The sequence below is a fragment of the Aeromonas sp. QDB34 genome (assembly GCF_027705405.1).
Classification (GTDB): domain Bacteria; phylum Pseudomonadota; class Gammaproteobacteria; order Enterobacterales; family Aeromonadaceae; genus Aeromonas; species Aeromonas hydrophila.
Genome location: NZ_JAPDBT010000011.1, coordinates 13,776 through 28,208, shown reverse-complemented (window position 1 = coordinate 28,208; position 14,433 = coordinate 13,776). Strand labels below are relative to the sequence as shown.

Annotated in this window: 14 protein-coding genes and 1 riboswitch; of the genes, 8 read left to right on the top strand and 6 right to left on the bottom strand. The window is 63.5% G+C overall.

The window, feature by feature from the left end:
• Positions 1 to 184: 184 nt before the first annotated feature.
• Positions 185 to 904 (top strand): SDR family NAD(P)-dependent oxidoreductase, encoded by a 720-nt coding sequence (locus OKC29_RS15150; protein ID WP_073351919.1) that lies wholly within the window; start codon positions 185 to 187, stop codon positions 902 to 904.
• Here the strand turns inward: OKC29_RS15150 and OKC29_RS15145 are convergent.
• A complete protein-coding gene (locus tag OKC29_RS15145) occupies positions 891 to 2,957 on the bottom strand; it encodes a tRNA(Met) cytidine acetyltransferase TmcA (protein ID WP_073351917.1) in 2,067 nt (688 codons plus the stop codon). The genes OKC29_RS15150 and OKC29_RS15145 overlap by 14 nt on opposite strands.
• Complete coding sequence (locus tag OKC29_RS15140) at positions 2,954 to 3,265, bottom strand: HlyU family transcriptional regulator (protein ID WP_073351915.1); 312 nt, start codon at positions 3,263 to 3,265, stop codon at positions 2,954 to 2,956. The genes OKC29_RS15145 and OKC29_RS15140 overlap by 4 nt, the downstream gene beginning before the upstream one ends.
• A 137-nt stretch (positions 3,266 to 3,402) precedes the next feature.
• Between OKC29_RS15140 and OKC29_RS15135 the strand changes: the two genes are divergently transcribed.
• From OKC29_RS15135 to OKC29_RS15120, 4 genes are all read left to right on the top strand, one after another.
• On the top strand, positions 3,403 to 3,600 hold the full coding sequence (locus OKC29_RS15135; RefSeq protein ID WP_073351913.1) for a bacterioferritin-associated ferredoxin: 198 nt from the start codon (positions 3,403 to 3,405) through the stop codon (positions 3,598 to 3,600).
• A 151-nt stretch (positions 3,601 to 3,751) separates the two neighbouring features.
• Positions 3,752 to 4,231 (top strand): bacterioferritin, encoded by a 480-nt coding sequence (gene bfr, locus OKC29_RS15130; RefSeq protein ID WP_011707537.1) that lies wholly within the window; start codon positions 3,752 to 3,754, stop codon positions 4,229 to 4,231.
• A 202-nt stretch (positions 4,232 to 4,433) separates the two neighbouring features.
• A complete protein-coding gene (locus OKC29_RS15125) occupies positions 4,434 to 6,539 on the top strand; it encodes a DUF885 domain-containing protein (protein WP_073351911.1) in 2,106 nt (701 codons plus the stop codon).
• 88 nt (positions 6,540 to 6,627) lie between these two features.
• Positions 6,628 to 7,086, top strand: a complete 459-nt coding sequence (locus OKC29_RS15120; RefSeq protein ID WP_010635987.1) for a methylglyoxal synthase — start codon at positions 6,628 to 6,630, stop codon at positions 7,084 to 7,086.
• A 60-nt stretch (positions 7,087 to 7,146) separates the two neighbouring features.
• Here OKC29_RS15120 and OKC29_RS15115 read toward each other — a convergent pair whose 3' ends face one another.
• Positions 7,147 to 7,734, bottom strand: coding sequence for a superinfection exclusion B family protein (locus OKC29_RS15115; protein WP_010635988.1), 588 nt, complete (start codon positions 7,732 to 7,734; stop codon positions 7,147 to 7,149).
• Between the two features lie 196 nt (positions 7,735 to 7,930).
• Positions 7,931 to 8,038, top strand: a riboswitch (yybP-ykoY riboswitch).
• Between the two features lie 88 nt (positions 8,039 to 8,126).
• Here OKC29_RS15115 and OKC29_RS15110 point away from each other — a divergent pair.
• The gene (locus OKC29_RS15110) at positions 8,127 to 9,113 is read left to right on the top strand and encodes a sodium:calcium antiporter (protein WP_162275782.1); all 987 of its coding nucleotides are present in this window, start codon (positions 8,127 to 8,129) and stop codon (positions 9,111 to 9,113) included.
• A 90-nt stretch (positions 9,114 to 9,203) separates the two neighbouring features.
• On the opposite strand, the gene ansB is transcribed toward OKC29_RS15110, so the two are convergent.
• The 3 genes from ansB to OKC29_RS15095 form a co-directional block, all read right to left on the bottom strand.
• Positions 9,204 to 10,262: an L-asparaginase 2 gene (ansB, locus tag OKC29_RS15105; RefSeq protein ID WP_011707533.1), complete on the bottom strand. Its 1,059-nt coding sequence runs from the start codon at positions 10,260 to 10,262 to the stop codon at positions 9,204 to 9,206.
• A 132-nt stretch (positions 10,263 to 10,394) separates the two neighbouring features.
• Positions 10,395 to 10,589 carry a heavy-metal-associated domain-containing protein gene (locus OKC29_RS15100; protein WP_011707532.1) on the bottom strand — a complete coding sequence of 65 codons (195 nt, stop codon included), beginning with the start codon at positions 10,587 to 10,589 and terminating at the stop codon, positions 10,395 to 10,397.
• Between the two features lie 99 nt (positions 10,590 to 10,688).
• A complete protein-coding gene (locus OKC29_RS15095) occupies positions 10,689 to 11,639 on the bottom strand; it encodes an AEC family transporter (RefSeq protein WP_073351909.1) in 951 nt (316 codons plus the stop codon).
• 210 nt (positions 11,640 to 11,849) lie between these two features.
• Here OKC29_RS15095 and treR point away from each other — a divergent pair, with 210 nt between their 5' ends.
• Together treR and treB are read left to right on the top strand one after the other, a co-directional pair.
• Positions 11,850 to 12,797, top strand: coding sequence for a trehalose operon repressor TreR (treR, locus tag OKC29_RS15090; protein ID WP_073351907.1), 948 nt, complete (start codon positions 11,850 to 11,852; stop codon positions 12,795 to 12,797).
• 191 nt (positions 12,798 to 12,988) lie between these two features.
• The gene (gene treB, locus OKC29_RS15085; protein WP_162275781.1) at positions 12,989 to 14,419 is read left to right on the top strand and encodes a PTS trehalose transporter subunit IIBC; all 1,431 of its coding nucleotides are present in this window, start codon (positions 12,989 to 12,991) and stop codon (positions 14,417 to 14,419) included.
• Positions 14,420 to 14,433: the final 14 nt, after the last annotated feature.

Here is a 14,433-nt window from a genome sequence, read left to right as displayed (position 1 = left end):
GCGCTGGCAGCACCCGCTGCGGTTTTCCCTCAGTATAGGAATGGATCCGCCACTGACGGCGGGATCCACACAAGATCACCTCCATAACCGCTTGATCCCGCAGGCTGGAAGGCGCGTATCAGCCTATCAGGAAAAGCGCGGGGCGATGGAGAAGGCCATCACACTCGCCACAAGGGGGCTCGTCATGGAAGAGAGTGTCGTGGTGATCGGCGCCGGCGGGGGGCTGGGAAGCGCCCTGGTAGAGCACTGGCTGGCGGCGGGCGCCGCGCCCGTCATCGCCGTCAGTCGCCAGCCGCAACCGGCGGGGCTCAACAGCAGCAGGTTGCACTGGCTGTGCTGCGATTACAGTGATGAACAGCTGGCAGAGGTGGTAGCCCGCATCGGCGAGCTGGCACCGAGGCCGCGTTGGCTGGTGATCTGCAACGGCCTGCTGCAGCAGGGAAGCATCCGGCCGGAGAAGCGGCTCGAGGCGCTCAACCTCGAGGCCATGACCCAGCTCTACCAGACCAACGCCCTGCTGCCGCTGCGCTGGATCAGCCAGCTGCTGCCGCTGCTGGGGTCGAGCCCCTGTACCCTGGCGGTGCTCAGTGCCAGGGTAGGCAGCATCGGCGACAACCGCGCCGGGGGCTGGTATGGCTATCGCGCCGCCAAGGCGGCTCTCAACATGCTGCTCAAGTGTGCCGCCATCGAGCTGGCCAGGCGGGCGCCCGGCGTCAAGTTGCTGGCGTTTCATCCGGGCACGGTGGATACCGCGCTCTCGCGACCGTTTCACGGCAACCTGGCCGCCGGCAGCCTGCACAGCCCGCAACAGGCTGCCGCGTATCTGGTGACGCTGATAGCGCGGCTGACGCCGGATGGCGAGCTGAGCTACCTCGACTGGCGAGGCGAGCCTATCGAGTGGTAGCGGGCGGCAGCAGCCGGGCCAGCAGGCTGCGCAGCGCCTTGATGACCGCCGGCTTGCCTGCCAGTTGCAGCCTGGCTGCCAGCACTCCCCAGTCGGCATATTGCCAGATGGTGGCGATCAGCAGTTGCCGCTCGGCGGGGTCAAGCTCTGCCAGTTGTGTCAGGTTGCCCGCCAGCCAGCGCTGCAGGCTGGGCTGGCACAGCTCGAACGGTTTGTGGTGGTGGGCAAAGCAGGCCAGCTCATCCTGATCAAAACCATCGAGCCCGCTTGAGCTGGCCTCACCATCCTGCAGGCATTGCCACACCAGCTCGGATTCAAGGGTTTTCAGCTCGCCTGCCAGCAGGGTGGGCAGCTGGCGCACGAAGCGTTGGTGCCAGTCGGCCAGCTCGGCGGCGCAGCTTGGTTGCAGCGCCTTGAGCAGCAGGGCGGCGTGGCTGCCGCTGGCGGCATCCCGCTGCAGGCCGATGCGCAGCACTTTGAGCCCGGCCTTGCGCCAGAAGGGCAACAAGTCGGCGCTGGCCGAGAAGGCGGAGCCCAGATAGTCGAGCCCTGCCGCCTGATAATGCTGTTCGAGGTGGGCCAGCAGGAGCGACCCCAGCCCGTGGCGATGCAGCCCCGGATGAATGGCGATGCGCATCACCCGGGCGTAGCTGCGCGCGCCTGCGGTTTTGAAGCCGGCGTGCGCCAGCAGTGACTGGGGCAGCAGATGGCCGCGCGGGCGCCGCCGCCCGGCCCAGATCGCCTCGGCCAGCTCGTCTGCTATCTCTCCTTCCCGGGCCACCAGCGCCACCCCGAGCAGATGTGGGCCCTGCTCCAGCAGGTGTATGTCGAGGGCCGGGCTCTCCAGCAGGTAGCGCAGATCGCTCGGCGTGGTCTGGTAGTGGGCCAGCACCAGCAGGCCGAACACCCGATGGAGCAGCCCCTCGTCGGCAGCCAGCGCATCCTGTTCTAGCCGGTGCCAACCAGGCTGGGTGGGCGCTGGCGGCGTCTCGACCTCGGCGTTGAGGCCGAGCAGCCGGAACACCAGCGGCTCCAGCGGATCCCGGCTGCTCCAGCGGATCGGCTCGGCCAGGTGGATCTCCTGCCAGCCGGGCGTTTCGCGATCGAGCACCCGCTTGAAGCGCAGGTGAAAACCGCGCCCGGTGCCCTCGTAGCCGTGCTCTGTGGTGGCGAAGACGATGCGGCCGTGCCGGGCCAGCATGGCTTCCAGCAGCGGGGTCGGAATGGCGGCCGCTTCGTCCACCAACAACAAGTCGGGTTGCAGCGGTTCGTGCGCCAGCCGATCGGGCGAGCAGTAGCTGAGCCTTGCCAGCAGCTGTGGCGCGTCTTCAAGGACATTGGTAGCGTGGGTAAACAGGGTGGCGACCGTGGCCTGGGAGGGCGCCGTCACCACGATCTGCAGATCGGGTTGTTGGCGCAGCAGCTCGGCGGCGGCCAGCCCCAGCAGGCTGCTCTTGCCGCGGCCCCGATCCGCACTCAACACCAGTGGGCGGCGGCGGTGACCGTGCAACACCTTGTGGATGGCGGGCAGGGCGCGCGCCTGATCACAGCTCAGCGGCCGCGCTGGCCCAACCGGCTGCCACGGGGTCGGCGTGGCTGGGGGCGTCAGCTCGAGAGCGGGATCGCCCGCCAGCAGCCGTACCAGCCGGGCGAGAAAGCCGTGACCCGCCAGCACCATGTCTTCCGGTTGTGCCACCAGCCGCACCCGATCCGGATCTGGCCAGGCTGGCCATTGGGCCCGCGGCGGGGTCAGCAACAGCAGCAGACCGCCTGCCCGCAAGGTGCCCGCCAGCGCCCCGAATGCGTCGGGGTGAAAACCGCTGAAAGTATTAAACACAAGCGTGTCGCACTCCTGACCGAGCCGCTGCAACGCCTTGGCCGCCGGTTGCGGGTGGTGCTCGCTCGGGCCGTCCCCCAGCCAGTAGCTGACGCCGCTTAGCAGCGTATCGGCTCGGGCGATGCAATCGGCCTCATCACCTTCCAGCCAGATCAGCCGCCGTTCACCGGTGCGGGCCAGCGCCTGGCGCAACTCGTCGAGCGCAGCCGGCATCATGAGGCGGTGCTGTCGGCCGGTTTGCGGGGCTCGAACATGCGATCCCCCATCTGGTCGATGAAGGTGTGTGCCTTCTGCACCATGAAGTGCTCCGCGTCGGCGGGGTTGGCAAACAGATCGGAGCGGATGAAGCGGTGGGTCTGCAGCACGCCATCCAGCTCCTTGGTGATGCGGCCTGCCAGCCGATACTGGCCCCCTTCGGCCATGGGCTCGGGATAGATGAGGTAGCCGGCGTATTCGGTGGGCGTGACTTCGGCGACCGCAGCGGGCTGGCCGCCAAACAGGGCAGTGAACAGTTTCTTGAGCATGATGTTTCCCTCAGTGACAGGGCATTGTCACCAAGGGGTTGATGGCTGGCAAGCGGGGGATCTTATTACCAATCGTTATTTGCACTACGAACCATTCTCATTTAGATTTCATGGCAATCCAGCATGAGGTAAACACTATGTACGTCTGTTTGTGCCGCGGCATCACAGATTCCCAGATCCGCAAGGCGGTACAGGCAGGCAAGACCGAGTTTCGCCAGCTCAAGCAGTCGCTCGAAGTGGGCGCTCAGTGTGGCAAATGCGTGCGCATGACCATGGAGATCATCGCCGCCGAACTCGACAAGGCCGAGCTGGAACAGGCGCCGCTCTACTACTAGGTGGCCTGAGCAGGGCCTGTCGCCGGTTAAACCGGCCCGTCTTTTCAATCCCTTCCCGTAGGCGAGCTGGCTCGCCGGACCTCTTGTTGTCACTTTTCTGGACTAAGCTCTAAGGATCTCAGCCTCAGGCACGAACCAAGGAGCACTGTCGATGAAAGGAGATCCCAAGATCATTGCCCACCTCAACAAGGTGCTGGCCAATGAGCTGATAGCCATCAACCAATATTTTCTGCATGCCCGCATCTACGATGACTGGGGCCTCAAGGCGCTCGGTCACAAGGAGTACCACGAGTCCATCGATGAGATGAAACACGCCGACGAGCTGGTCAAGCGGGTGCTGTTTCTGGAAGGGCTGCCCAACTTGCAGGATCTGGGCAAGCTGCGCATCGGCGAGACGGTGGAGGAGATGCTGCGTTGCGACCTGTCGCTGGAGATGGACGCCATCCCGGACCTGAAAGTCGCCATCGCCTACGCCGAGTCGGTGCAGGATTACATCAGCCGCGACCTGTTCCAGGAGATCCTAGAAGACGAGGAGGAGCACGTGGACTGGCTGGAGACCCAGCTCGATCTCATCGATCGCATCGGACTGGAGAACTATCAGCAGTCCCAGCTGCATCACGGCGGCTCCTGAATAGTTATGGCATGAAAAAACGATTAAAAAACCCGCTGAGGCGGGTTTTTTAATGTCTGGCTGCATAGCTTTTCATGAGGCTTATCATCATGAAAAGTAAGCTTATTTTTGTTAATCAGGTCGCAAAAAAGTACGCGGGAGAGATGCACTATTGGAACCCCTTATTGGGGACAAACAATAACAACGGTTAAAGGACTACACCATGCACTTCTTGCCCAACAAGCTGGCGCTGGCTTGCGCCATCGCACTCTCGCTCGCTGCCTGCAATGACAACAGCTCCAACGCCCCGGCGGATCCCGCCGCCACCAAGGCCTCTCTGATGCAAACCATGGACGAGGCCCTGCGCGAAGGCCAGGCGCTGGACCCCTACGGTTTTGCCATCGATGCCGCCAGCATCGCCAAGCGCAAGGCCCTCGACAGTTCCCTGCTCAAACGGCTGGATGCCCTGGACTCGAGCGTGCTGAGCGAACGGGACCGGTTGTTCTACGACATGATCCGCTGGGATCTGCAGATCAACCTGGCGGGTTACGATCTGCCCCAGTCCCAGATCCCGATCCATCACTTCCGCAACCGGGTGGTGGATCTGGCCGATGAGGTGGGGGCTGCGCCCGCCAGTGGCAGGGCCGCCCGCACCGTCGAGCGCGGCTTCGACTACTTCGAGCAGAGCTCGGCCGAGCGGGTTGCGCCGGGGGATGCCGCCTGGCGGCGCGATATCGATCGCCCGGCCGCAGCCCCGGTTCCGGTGAGCAAGGCGAGGGCCGCTACCGCGCCACTGGCCTGGTATCAGGAGCACCTCACCTGGCTCAAGGCCTATGACGGCTACCTGGCCGAGGTGAAGCACCAGTTCGAACTGGGCAGCGCCCAGGGCAACACCCTGCCGGACGAGCTGGTGGACCGGCTGCTGGCCCAGCTCAACAGCAAGCTGGATGGGGAGGCGATCGCCGGCGCCTATCTCGGCTGGCAGCAACTGCCGGGAGAGGCGGAGGAGGCGCTGCGCAGCGAGTACAAGGGGGTGCTGGACAGCATCAACGGCCGCTATCTGGCGCTGCGCGACTACCTGGATTACCAGCACGGCGGCGCCTATGCGGTGCGCCTTGGCAGCGGCGAGTGCGACGACGGTTTCTGCGGCATGACCAACGGGCGTGACTGGTATCGCTGGCTGCTGAAGAAGCACACCACTACCGACATGACGCCGGAGCAGGTGCATGCGCTGGGGCTGAGCGAGGTGGAGCGGATCTTTGGCGCTATGGTCAAGGTGTGCCATACCGTCGGCAAGTGTGACAGCGACGACGTGACCCAGAGCAAGCAGAGCGGCCAGATCTACGCCTTCTTCCGCTATCTGAACGAGCCGGCCTTCTTCTATCAGAACCCGCTGGCGGTCTGGTCGGCCGGCCTCAACCCGGACAATGCAGCCGGGGCGACCCTGAGCGGGCCGCAGCAACAGGCGCTGGCCGAACACGAGCGGGCACTGCAGGAGTACAACGCCTTCAAGAGCAAGGCTGCGCTGGTGCTGCCGGACTTCTTCGATGCCGAGCGTACCATTCCCAAGCTGGATTACGAGGTGGTGCCCGTCTCCTATGCGGATGCGCCATACGGCGGGGTGGCCTGGTATCAGGACGGCAACCCGCAGACGGGCCGCAAGGGGCAGTTCTTCCTCAACACCTACTACCCCTATGGTCTGCAGAGCTGGAACATCAGCACCCTGCTGGCCCACGAGGCGGCGCCGGGCCACCACTTCCAGATCACCATCGCCCAGGAGTTGGCCGCCAAGGATCCCGACTTCCCGCAGTACGTGGCGAACGCCTCCTACACCGCCTATGCGGAGGGCTGGGCGCTCTACACCGAATACCTGGCGGATCACGACATGGGGCTCTATCAGGGGCGTGGTCTCTATGATCCGGCGGTGGGGGACGTGAAGGTCGAGGGCTCGTCCGCTTTCAACAACCAGCTGCAGTACTTCGGCCGCCTCAACGAAGAGATGCTGAGGGCCATGCGGCTGGTGGTGGATACCGGCATTCACTGGTATGGCTGGAGCCACGACCAGGCCGTCAACTACATGAAGGAGAACTCGGCGCTGGGGGCGGGGGACATCAGCTCCGAGGTGCCGCGCTACATGGCCTACACCGGCCAGGCGACCTCCTACAAGGCAGGCCAGCTGGCGCTGATCCGGATGCGGGAGTCGGCCGAGCAGGCGCTGGGCGCAGGCTTTGACCTCAAGGCGTTCCACCACCATGTGCTGGAATACGGCATGCTGCCCATCTCGGTGCTGGAGCAGAAGAACAAGCAGTGGATTGAACAGTCGAAGTGATCACAGTTACGGCGCCCGGCAAGGCAACGGGCGCCGCTTTCGATTAGGATACGGCTCTATTCAAACAACACTGCTACGGATGATGTCCATGGAACAGATCGCCCGTGAGATGGCGGCCCACAAGCGAGTGGCGCTGGTGGCTCACGACAACATGAAGACCCCCCTGCTGAACTGGGTGATGCGGCGCAAGGAGGAGCTCAAGCTCCACCACCTCTACGCCACCGGCACCACCGGCACCATGCTCGGCAAGCAGGCACAACTGCCCATCACCTGTCTCTTCTCCGGCCCCATGGGGGGCGACCAGCAGCTCGGCGCCCTGATCGCCGAGGGCAAGATCGACGTGCTGATCTTCTTCTGGGATCCTCTCAACGCGGTGCCCCACGATCCGGACGTGAAGGCCTTGCTGCGCCTTGCGGCAGTCTGGAACATCCCGGTCGCCACCAACGAGGCGACCGCCGATTTCATCATGGACAGCCCCCACATGCGCCAGGCGTTCAGCGTGCAGATCCCGGACTACGCCGGCTATCTCAAGGCGAGAACCCAGTAACGGGGCAGAAACGACAGAGCCGGCCACAGGGCCGGCTCTTTTTATTGGCGAGAACGAAGATCAGCGCTGGAAGCTTTTCTGCGCGAACTTGGGTCTGGCATTCATGATCTGCTCCACCTGCTCGTCGCTCATCTTGCCGCGCGACAGCCCCAGCACCTTGTAGGTGAGCAGCGGCCGGGCCGGCAGGGCGATCATCAGGGCGCGGATCTGGTTCTCGTCCTCTTTCTCGCGCACCGGTTTGCCATAGGCATAGGTCAGTACACCGGCATCCATCAGGTTTTTGACGGCAGGCTCGGTGATCGGCAAGTTTATGACGCTTTTGCGCTGCAGCACGAACTCGCGCAGCACCGCCTTCTCGTTGAAGTCGAGAAAGGAGATCATCTGGGCCAGTTGATCCTGCTGGCGGCGGGACTGCCACTCGTCGCAGGCCCACTCCCAGGCGATCAGGAAGCCCTGACTGCAGAAGTAGGAGATGGCGATCAGCATGCCGACACCGAGCCAGGCGGCGTGTGTGGCGGCCCACTGGCTGACGGCTCCCTTCATCAAACCGGCCGGAAACAGCAGGATGATGCTGCAGCAAAGCAGCAGCCAGACCATCAGCCAGTTGAGGCGGTTCAGTTGATAGAAATGTTGGATCCACCGTTTCATCGTTCACCCTTCCCAAATCAGTGTGGACAGTAGTCATCTCATAGCAAACGGTGTGCCAAGGCGAAGCGTTTATCGGCAGGGAGAGTGGATCCGGATGGCAAAGCCGGTGGAGAGCACGGTTACATTCCCTTACAACTTGTTGAGCGAATGATCATTAGCTTGCCTTGTGAGGCGGCGCTCAACTTGGTAAAAAGCCCGCACTGTCATAGGGGAGTAGCAACCCGCCCGTGATCCGGGCAGGGCTCATGTCAACATTCTTGGATCCTCAGATCCATGGCATGGGCGGCGATGGTATCCATCGCTCTGCAAGACCTTTGGCCTCGATATGCAAGCCAGCCGGGCGAGCCGTATCGGGTCCATTGGTTGTTCTGCTCGCCTGGCGGTTACTCATCATGCTGATCACCCTGCTGTTATTTCTGCTCTCTGCCGTCACCATCTATCTGGCCTGCGAATATTTCGTCAACGGCATCGAATGGACCGGCCACCACTTCAAGTTCTCCCAGAGCGCCACCGGCTCCCTGCTGGCGGCCCTCGGTACGGCCCTGCCCGAATGCATCGTTACCCTGACCGCATTGCTGATGGGGGATGCCCCCGCTCAGCAGCAGATCGGGATAGGCGCCGCCCTCGGCGGTCCGCTGGTACTCTCCACCATTGGTTATGCCGCCGTCGGCGTGACCCTGCTGCTGTGCATGAGCCGCGAGCACAGGGCCATCAATGGCGAGGTGCAGCGCGAGATAGGCCGCGATCAGGCCTGGTTCGTCGGCATCTTCCTGGTGGCGGTGGCCCTCGGCATGGTGGCCTTCACCGGTAAAACCTGGTTGGCCCCGCTGTTCGTGCTGGTGTATCTGGTCTATGTGCGGCGCGAGCTGAAACAGACCGATAGCCACGAGGTCGAGTTGCCAGAGCCCCTCAAGCTGGATCCGGGCGCCGAGATCCCGGCGCTCGGCAAGGTGCTGCTGCAAACCCTGGTTGCGCTGGTGGTGGTGGCGCTGGCGGCCCAGCTGTTCGTTCACCAGCTGGAGAGCATGGGCGAGCTGTTCGGGCTCTCGCCGGTGCTGGCGGCCCTGTTGCTGAGCCCGGTGGCGACCGAGATGCCCGAGCTGATGAACGTGTTGATCTGGGTGCGGCAGGGCAAGCACCGGCTGGCGCTGGCCAATATCTCGGGGGCCATGATGATCCAGGGCACCATTCCCAAGGCGTTCTGCCTGTTGTTCACCCCCTGGCTGCTGGACAGCACCATGATGGTCTCCTCGCTGGTGACGCTGCTGGCGGTCGTGCTGTTGTGGTGGGGGTTCAGTCGGGAGCGGATGACGGCGGGCAGGCTCGCCTGGGTGGGGCTGATCTATCTTGGCTTCTGCGGCTGGCTGATGGCGAGCTGAGGCACCAGCCAAACCACATGCAAAAGGGCGGGACCTTGTCCCGCCCTTGTTGTTGTCATCACCCCATGCCGGCCGATGCCGGCAAGGAGGTCAGAACTGCTGGAACCAGCGCTGGATCTGGGCCGGATCCTTGCTCTGGGTGAGCGAGAGCATCAACAGGATCCGCGCCTTCTGCGGGTTGAGGGTCTCGGCGGCGACGAAGCCGTACTTGGCATCATCGATCTCGGCATCCAGGGTGGTGGAACCGGTCGGCACGCGGGCGGAGCGCACCACCCGGATACCGTCCTTGCTCGCCTTGGCCAGGGTGTCGAACAGGGTGTGGTATAGGTTGCCGTTGCCCACACCGGCGCTGACGATGCCGTCGAACTTGGCATCCACCATCGCCTTGGCCGGCAGATCGGTGGCGTTGGCGTAGCTGTAGACGATGCCGACCTGCGGCAGCTTGTCGAGCTTGCTCACGTCAAACGGGGTCTTGCTGGTGTGCAGACGGGCCGGGCTGCGCTGATAGTCGATCTTGCCGTTGTGGATGTAGCCGAGCGGGCCGAAGTTGGGGGAGGCGAAGGTCTGCACCCCGGTGGTGTTGGTCTTGGTGACGTCGCGGGCATCGAGCACGGTGTCGTTCATCGCCACCATGACGCCACGCCCCTTGGAGGCGGGGTCAGAGGCGGTTACCACTGCGTTGTAGAGGTTCATCGGGCCGTCGGCGCTCATGGCGGTGGAGGGGCGCATGGCGCCGACCAGCACCACCGGCTTGTCGCTCTTGACTGTCAGGTTGAGGAAGTAGGCGGTCTCTTCCATGGTGTCGGTGCCGTGGGTGATGACGATGCCGTCCACGTCATCCTTGGCCAGCAGCTCGTTGACCCGCTTGGCCAGCTTGAGCCACACCTCGTCGTTCATGTCCTGGGAGCCTATTTTGACCACCTGCTCACCCTGCACGTCGGCCACGTTCTTCATCTCGGGCACGGCGGCGATTAGCGTCTCGATAGCCACCTTGCCGGCCTCGTAGTTGGACTGGGTGGCGGACTGTCCCGCCCCGGCAATGGTACCGCCGGTGGCCAGGATATGGACGTTGGGCAGGGCCATGGCCATCGGGGAGAGGGTCAGGCCGAGGACGGCGGCGAGCAGGGTCTTGCGGATCGGGAGAGTCATGCAGCAAATCCTTCTGAGGTGAGAAAAATTGCAGCAAGTTTGCGCTTTCTGTTGCCGGGGTTTGTGATGACTCTCACCAAAAAACAGCTGGGTACAGAATTTTAACCTGTTTTATACCTATATAGAGATAATTTAACTCGCCGAGAAGCCTTTGGCTTCGATCAGGGCGATCAGCTCGGCCTTGCTCAGTTCGCTCTCGATGACGGCCTTGCTGCTGGCAAAGTCGACGCTGGCGGTGCTGACGGCAGGCTGGGCCAGCAGGGCTTTTTGCAGGCTGGCGGCGCAGCCACCGCAGGACATGCCGGAGACGGTGAGTTCGATGGTCATGGGATATCTCCTCTGTTGATGTGTTGTCAGCCTAAAGCTGCCGCCCGCGGCAAGGTCAAGGGTAGCGATGACGGTATGGACAACCAGCCCTTAACTTCATCATCCCATCAGCCCCAGGTAGTTCATCAGGGCGGCACCCAGGCTGGTGCTGACCAGAGAACCCAGCGTGGTGGTGGCGATGATGTTGGCTGCCAGCACGCTGTCGCCCCCCATGGCGCGGGTCATCACATAGCTGGCGGCTGCGGTGGGGGTGGAGCTGATGAGAAACAGGATGCCGAGCGCCTGTGGGCTGAAGCCCAGCACCCAGGCCCCCATTACCAGCAGCACCGGGATGCAGAACAGCCGGTTGACGGTGGCCCAGCCGGTCAGCAGGGCGCCCCCGCGCAGGGCCTTGAGGTTGAGGCTGGCACCGGTGCAGAGCAGGGCCAGCGGCAGGGTCATGTTGGCAAAGTAGTTACCGGTGGTGATCACCAGCTGGGGCAGCTCGATGCCGAGCAAGCCGAAGGGCAGGGCGGACAGAATGGCGATGATCAGCGGATTTTTGGCGATCCCCTTGAGGATCGGCTTGATCCCCTTGCTGCCCCCCAGGCTGCGGGTCAGGGTGATCACCGCGAGCACGTTGTAGAGCACGGTGACCGAGCCCACCAGCAGGGCGGCGGCGCCGATCCCCTCGGCGCCGTAGGCGTTCTGTACATAGGCCAGCCCCATGATCCCCATGTTGCCGCGAAAGCTGCCCTGCACGAAGATGCCGCGCTGGCGCCGCTCGGGGATGAAGCGGGCCGCCAACAGCTCCAGCACCAGAAAGCCGGTGAGGGTGCCGAGCAGGCCGTAGAGGATGAGCCAGGGGCTCGGCATGGTGGAAAAGTCGGTGCGCACCATGCTGAGGAACAACAGGGCGGGCAGGGTGACCTGGAATACCAGGCGGGAGGCGGACTCGACGAAGCTGTCGGGCAACAGACCCAGCTGCTTGAGCCAGATGCCGAGCAACAGCACCACGCAGATGGGGCCCGTGATGGAGAGGGAGAAGTGCAGACTGGCCAACAGAGTCATGATGGATGTCCTGTGCGATAGACGAGGCCCGTGACGGAGAGAGATTGAAGCAGACTGGCGAATAGACCCATGATGCGCGTCCTGTGCGATGGCGAATGGCACGGCGTTCGCCGGGGCCAAAGGGGCATTCTAACGCCATGGGCTTGTATTCACAGGGGTTAATCACAACAATGTGGGCAATTCCACCACCGAGCCCCTGTGAGCCACTTCATGGACAAAAAACTGACCATCCTCGATATCGCCCGACTCAGTGGTGTCGGCAAGTCGACCGTCTCCCGGGTGCTCAATCAGGATCCCAAGGTGAAGCAGGCGACCCGCGACCGGGTGGAGCAGATCATCGCCGAACACGGCTTCGTGCCGAGCAAGTCGGCGCGGGCCATGCGCAGCCAGAGCCAGCAGGTGGTGGGGATCATCGTCTCGCGGCTCGACTCCAGCTCGGAAAACCAGGCGGTGCGCGGCATGCTGGAGACCCTCTACCTGCGCGGTTACGACGCCGTGCTGATGGAGAGCAAGTTCTCCCCCGCCAAGGTGCAGGAGCATCTGGCGGTGCTGGAGCGGCGCGGGGTGGATGGCATTATTTTGTTCGCCTTCAACGACCTGGACTATGCCGCCATGGCGCCGCTCAGGGATAAGCTGGTGCTGGTCGCCCGCGATCATCCCGGCTTCTCCTCGGTCTGTTTTGACGATGCCGGTGCGGTGCACACCATGCTGGACCAGCTCGCCGCCCGCGGCATTCGCGACATCGCCTATCTGGGGGTGGATACCAGCGACCTCACCACCGGCCAGCGCCGGCTCGACGCCTACCTCGGCTACTGTGCCGAGCAGGGGCTGGTGGCGCGCAGCGCCCTCGGCGATCTCAGCCTGCAGAGCGGCTACCGGCTGGCGGGGGAGCTGCTCACCCCGACTACCGGCGCCCTGGTCTGCGCCAGCGACACCCTCGCCATTGGCGCGGCGAAATACCTGCAGGAGCAGGGGCGCAGCGAGGTGCTGGTGACCGGCCTTGGCAACAACCCCATGCTCAGCTTTCTCTTCCCCAACGCCCTCAGCCTGGATCTCGGCTACAAGGGGGCGGGTGAGCAGGCGGCCCGTCAGCTGCTCGGTCAGATCGAGCAGGATCTGCCCCCGCTGGCGACCATAGCCCCCAGCCACCCTCTGTGATTGCCATCACCTAGTCCTGCACAAAAACTGTGCTTTTTGTGAGCTCGGCCACGAAATGGGAACGTTCCCATTCCGATCTGGCCAGATTGTCGGCATGCTAAATGGGAACGATACCAAAAACGCTCGGGCCCACTGACTGGCCCAAAAGGGCGACGCAGACCAATATCAATGGAGTCACAGAGGGAAGACTCATGTCCAAGATCAACGCACAACACCTGGCCACGCTCATCGACAAGATCGGTGGCAAGGAGAACATCGCCACCGTCAGCCACTGCCTGACCCGGCTGCGCTTCGTCCTGAACGATCCTGCCAAGGCCGACAGCAAGGCCATCGAAACCATCCCGGCGGTGAAGGGGAGCTTCACCCAGGGCGGCCAGTTCCAGGTGGTCATCGGCAACGAGGTGGAGCAGTGGTACAAGGCGCTGACCGAAGAGATCGGCGTCAGCGGCGGCAGCAAGGAGGCCGCCAAGCAGGCGGCGCGCCAGAACATGAATCCGCTGGAGCGGGGCATCTCCCATCTGGCGGAGATCTTCGTGCCGCTGCTGCCCGCCATCATCACCGGTGGTCTGATCCTGGGCTTTCGCAACGTCATCGGCGACATCAAGATGTTCGACGATGGCACCCATTCCCTCACCGAGATCAGCCAGTTCTGGGCGCAGGTGCATGCCTTCCTCTGGCTGCTGGGTGAGGCGATCTTCCACTTCCTGCCGGTGGGCGTCTGCTGGTCTGCGGTCAAGAAGATGGGCGGCTCCGAGATCCTGGGCATCGTGCTCGGTATCACCCTGGTCTCCCCGCAACTGATGAACGCCTACGGCATCGGTCAGCAGACCCCCGAGGTGTGGGACTTCGGTCTGTTCGTGATCCAGAAGGTGGGTTATCAGGCACAGGTCATCCCGGCCCTGCTGGCGGGGGTATTCTTGGCCTGGGTGGAGACCAACCTCAAGCGCATCATTCCGGCCTATCTCTATCTGGTGATCGTGCCCTTCATCTCCCTGCTGCTGGCGGTGATCGTGGCCCACGCCTTTATCGGCCCGTTCGGCCGCTGGTTGGGTGACGGTGTCGGCTTTGCCGCCAAGGCGGCCATGACAGGTTCGTTTGCTCCCATCGGTGCCGCTCTGTTCGGCTTCCTCTATGCGCCGCTGGTCATCACCGGTATCCACCACACCACCAACGCGGTGGATCTGCAGCTGATGCAGAGCATGGGTGGCACCCCGATCTGGCCGCTGATCGCCCTCTCCAACATCGCCCAGGCGTCTGCGGTCGTCGGTATCATTCTGATCAGCCGCAAGGAGAACGAGCGGGAGATCTCGGTGCCTGCCGCCATCTCCGCCTACCTGGGGGTGACCGAGCCGGCCATGTACGGCATCAACCTCAAGTACAAGTTCCCCATGCTGTGCGCCATGGTGGGCTCCAGCCTTGCGGCCCTCATCTGCGGCTTTGCCGGGGTGATGGCCAACGGCATCGGGGTAGGGGGCCTGCCGGGCATCCTCTCCATCCAGCCGCAATACTGGGCCATTTATTCCCTCGCCATGCTGGTGGCCATCGTAGTGCCTGTGGTGCTGACCCTGCTGGTCTACAAGCGCCAGCAGGCGGCCGGCAAGCTGACCCAGGCAAGCGCCTGATCCCACGCATCAGG

Bases quoted from the DNA above. Each gene is read 5' to 3' on its own strand.
- OKC29_RS15150 (WP_073351919.1), top strand. From the start codon at position 185: ATGGAAGAGAGTGTCGTGGTGATCGGCGCCGGCGGGGGGCTGGGAAGC.
- OKC29_RS15145 (WP_073351917.1), bottom strand. From the start codon at position 2,957: ATGATGCCGGCTGCGCTCGACGAGTTGCGCCAGGCGCTGGCCCGCACC.
- OKC29_RS15140 (WP_073351915.1), bottom strand. From the start codon at position 3,265: ATGCTCAAGAAACTGTTCACTGCCCTGTTTGGCGGCCAGCCCGCTGCG.
- OKC29_RS15135 (WP_073351913.1), top strand. From the start codon at position 3,403: ATGTACGTCTGTTTGTGCCGCGGCATCACAGATTCCCAGATCCGCAAG.
- bfr (WP_011707537.1), top strand. From the start codon at position 3,752: ATGAAAGGAGATCCCAAGATCATTGCCCACCTCAACAAGGTGCTGGCC.
- OKC29_RS15125 (WP_073351911.1), top strand. From the start codon at position 4,434: ATGCACTTCTTGCCCAACAAGCTGGCGCTGGCTTGCGCCATCGCACTC.
- OKC29_RS15120 (WP_010635987.1), top strand. From the start codon at position 6,628: ATGGAACAGATCGCCCGTGAGATGGCGGCCCACAAGCGAGTGGCGCTG.
- OKC29_RS15115 (WP_010635988.1), bottom strand. From the start codon at position 7,734: ATGAAACGGTGGATCCAACATTTCTATCAACTGAACCGCCTCAACTGG.
- OKC29_RS15110 (WP_162275782.1), top strand. From the start codon at position 8,127: ATGCTGATCACCCTGCTGTTATTTCTGCTCTCTGCCGTCACCATCTAT.
- ansB (WP_011707533.1), bottom strand. From the start codon at position 10,262: ATGACTCTCCCGATCCGCAAGACCCTGCTCGCCGCCGTCCTCGGCCTG.
- OKC29_RS15100 (WP_011707532.1), bottom strand. From the start codon at position 10,589: ATGACCATCGAACTCACCGTCTCCGGCATGTCCTGCGGTGGCTGCGCC.
- OKC29_RS15095 (WP_073351909.1), bottom strand. From the start codon at position 11,639: ATGACTCTGTTGGCCAGTCTGCACTTCTCCCTCTCCATCACGGGCCCC.
- treR (WP_073351907.1), top strand. From the start codon at position 11,850: ATGGACAAAAAACTGACCATCCTCGATATCGCCCGACTCAGTGGTGTC.
- treB (WP_162275781.1), top strand. From the start codon at position 12,989: ATGTCCAAGATCAACGCACAACACCTGGCCACGCTCATCGACAAGATC.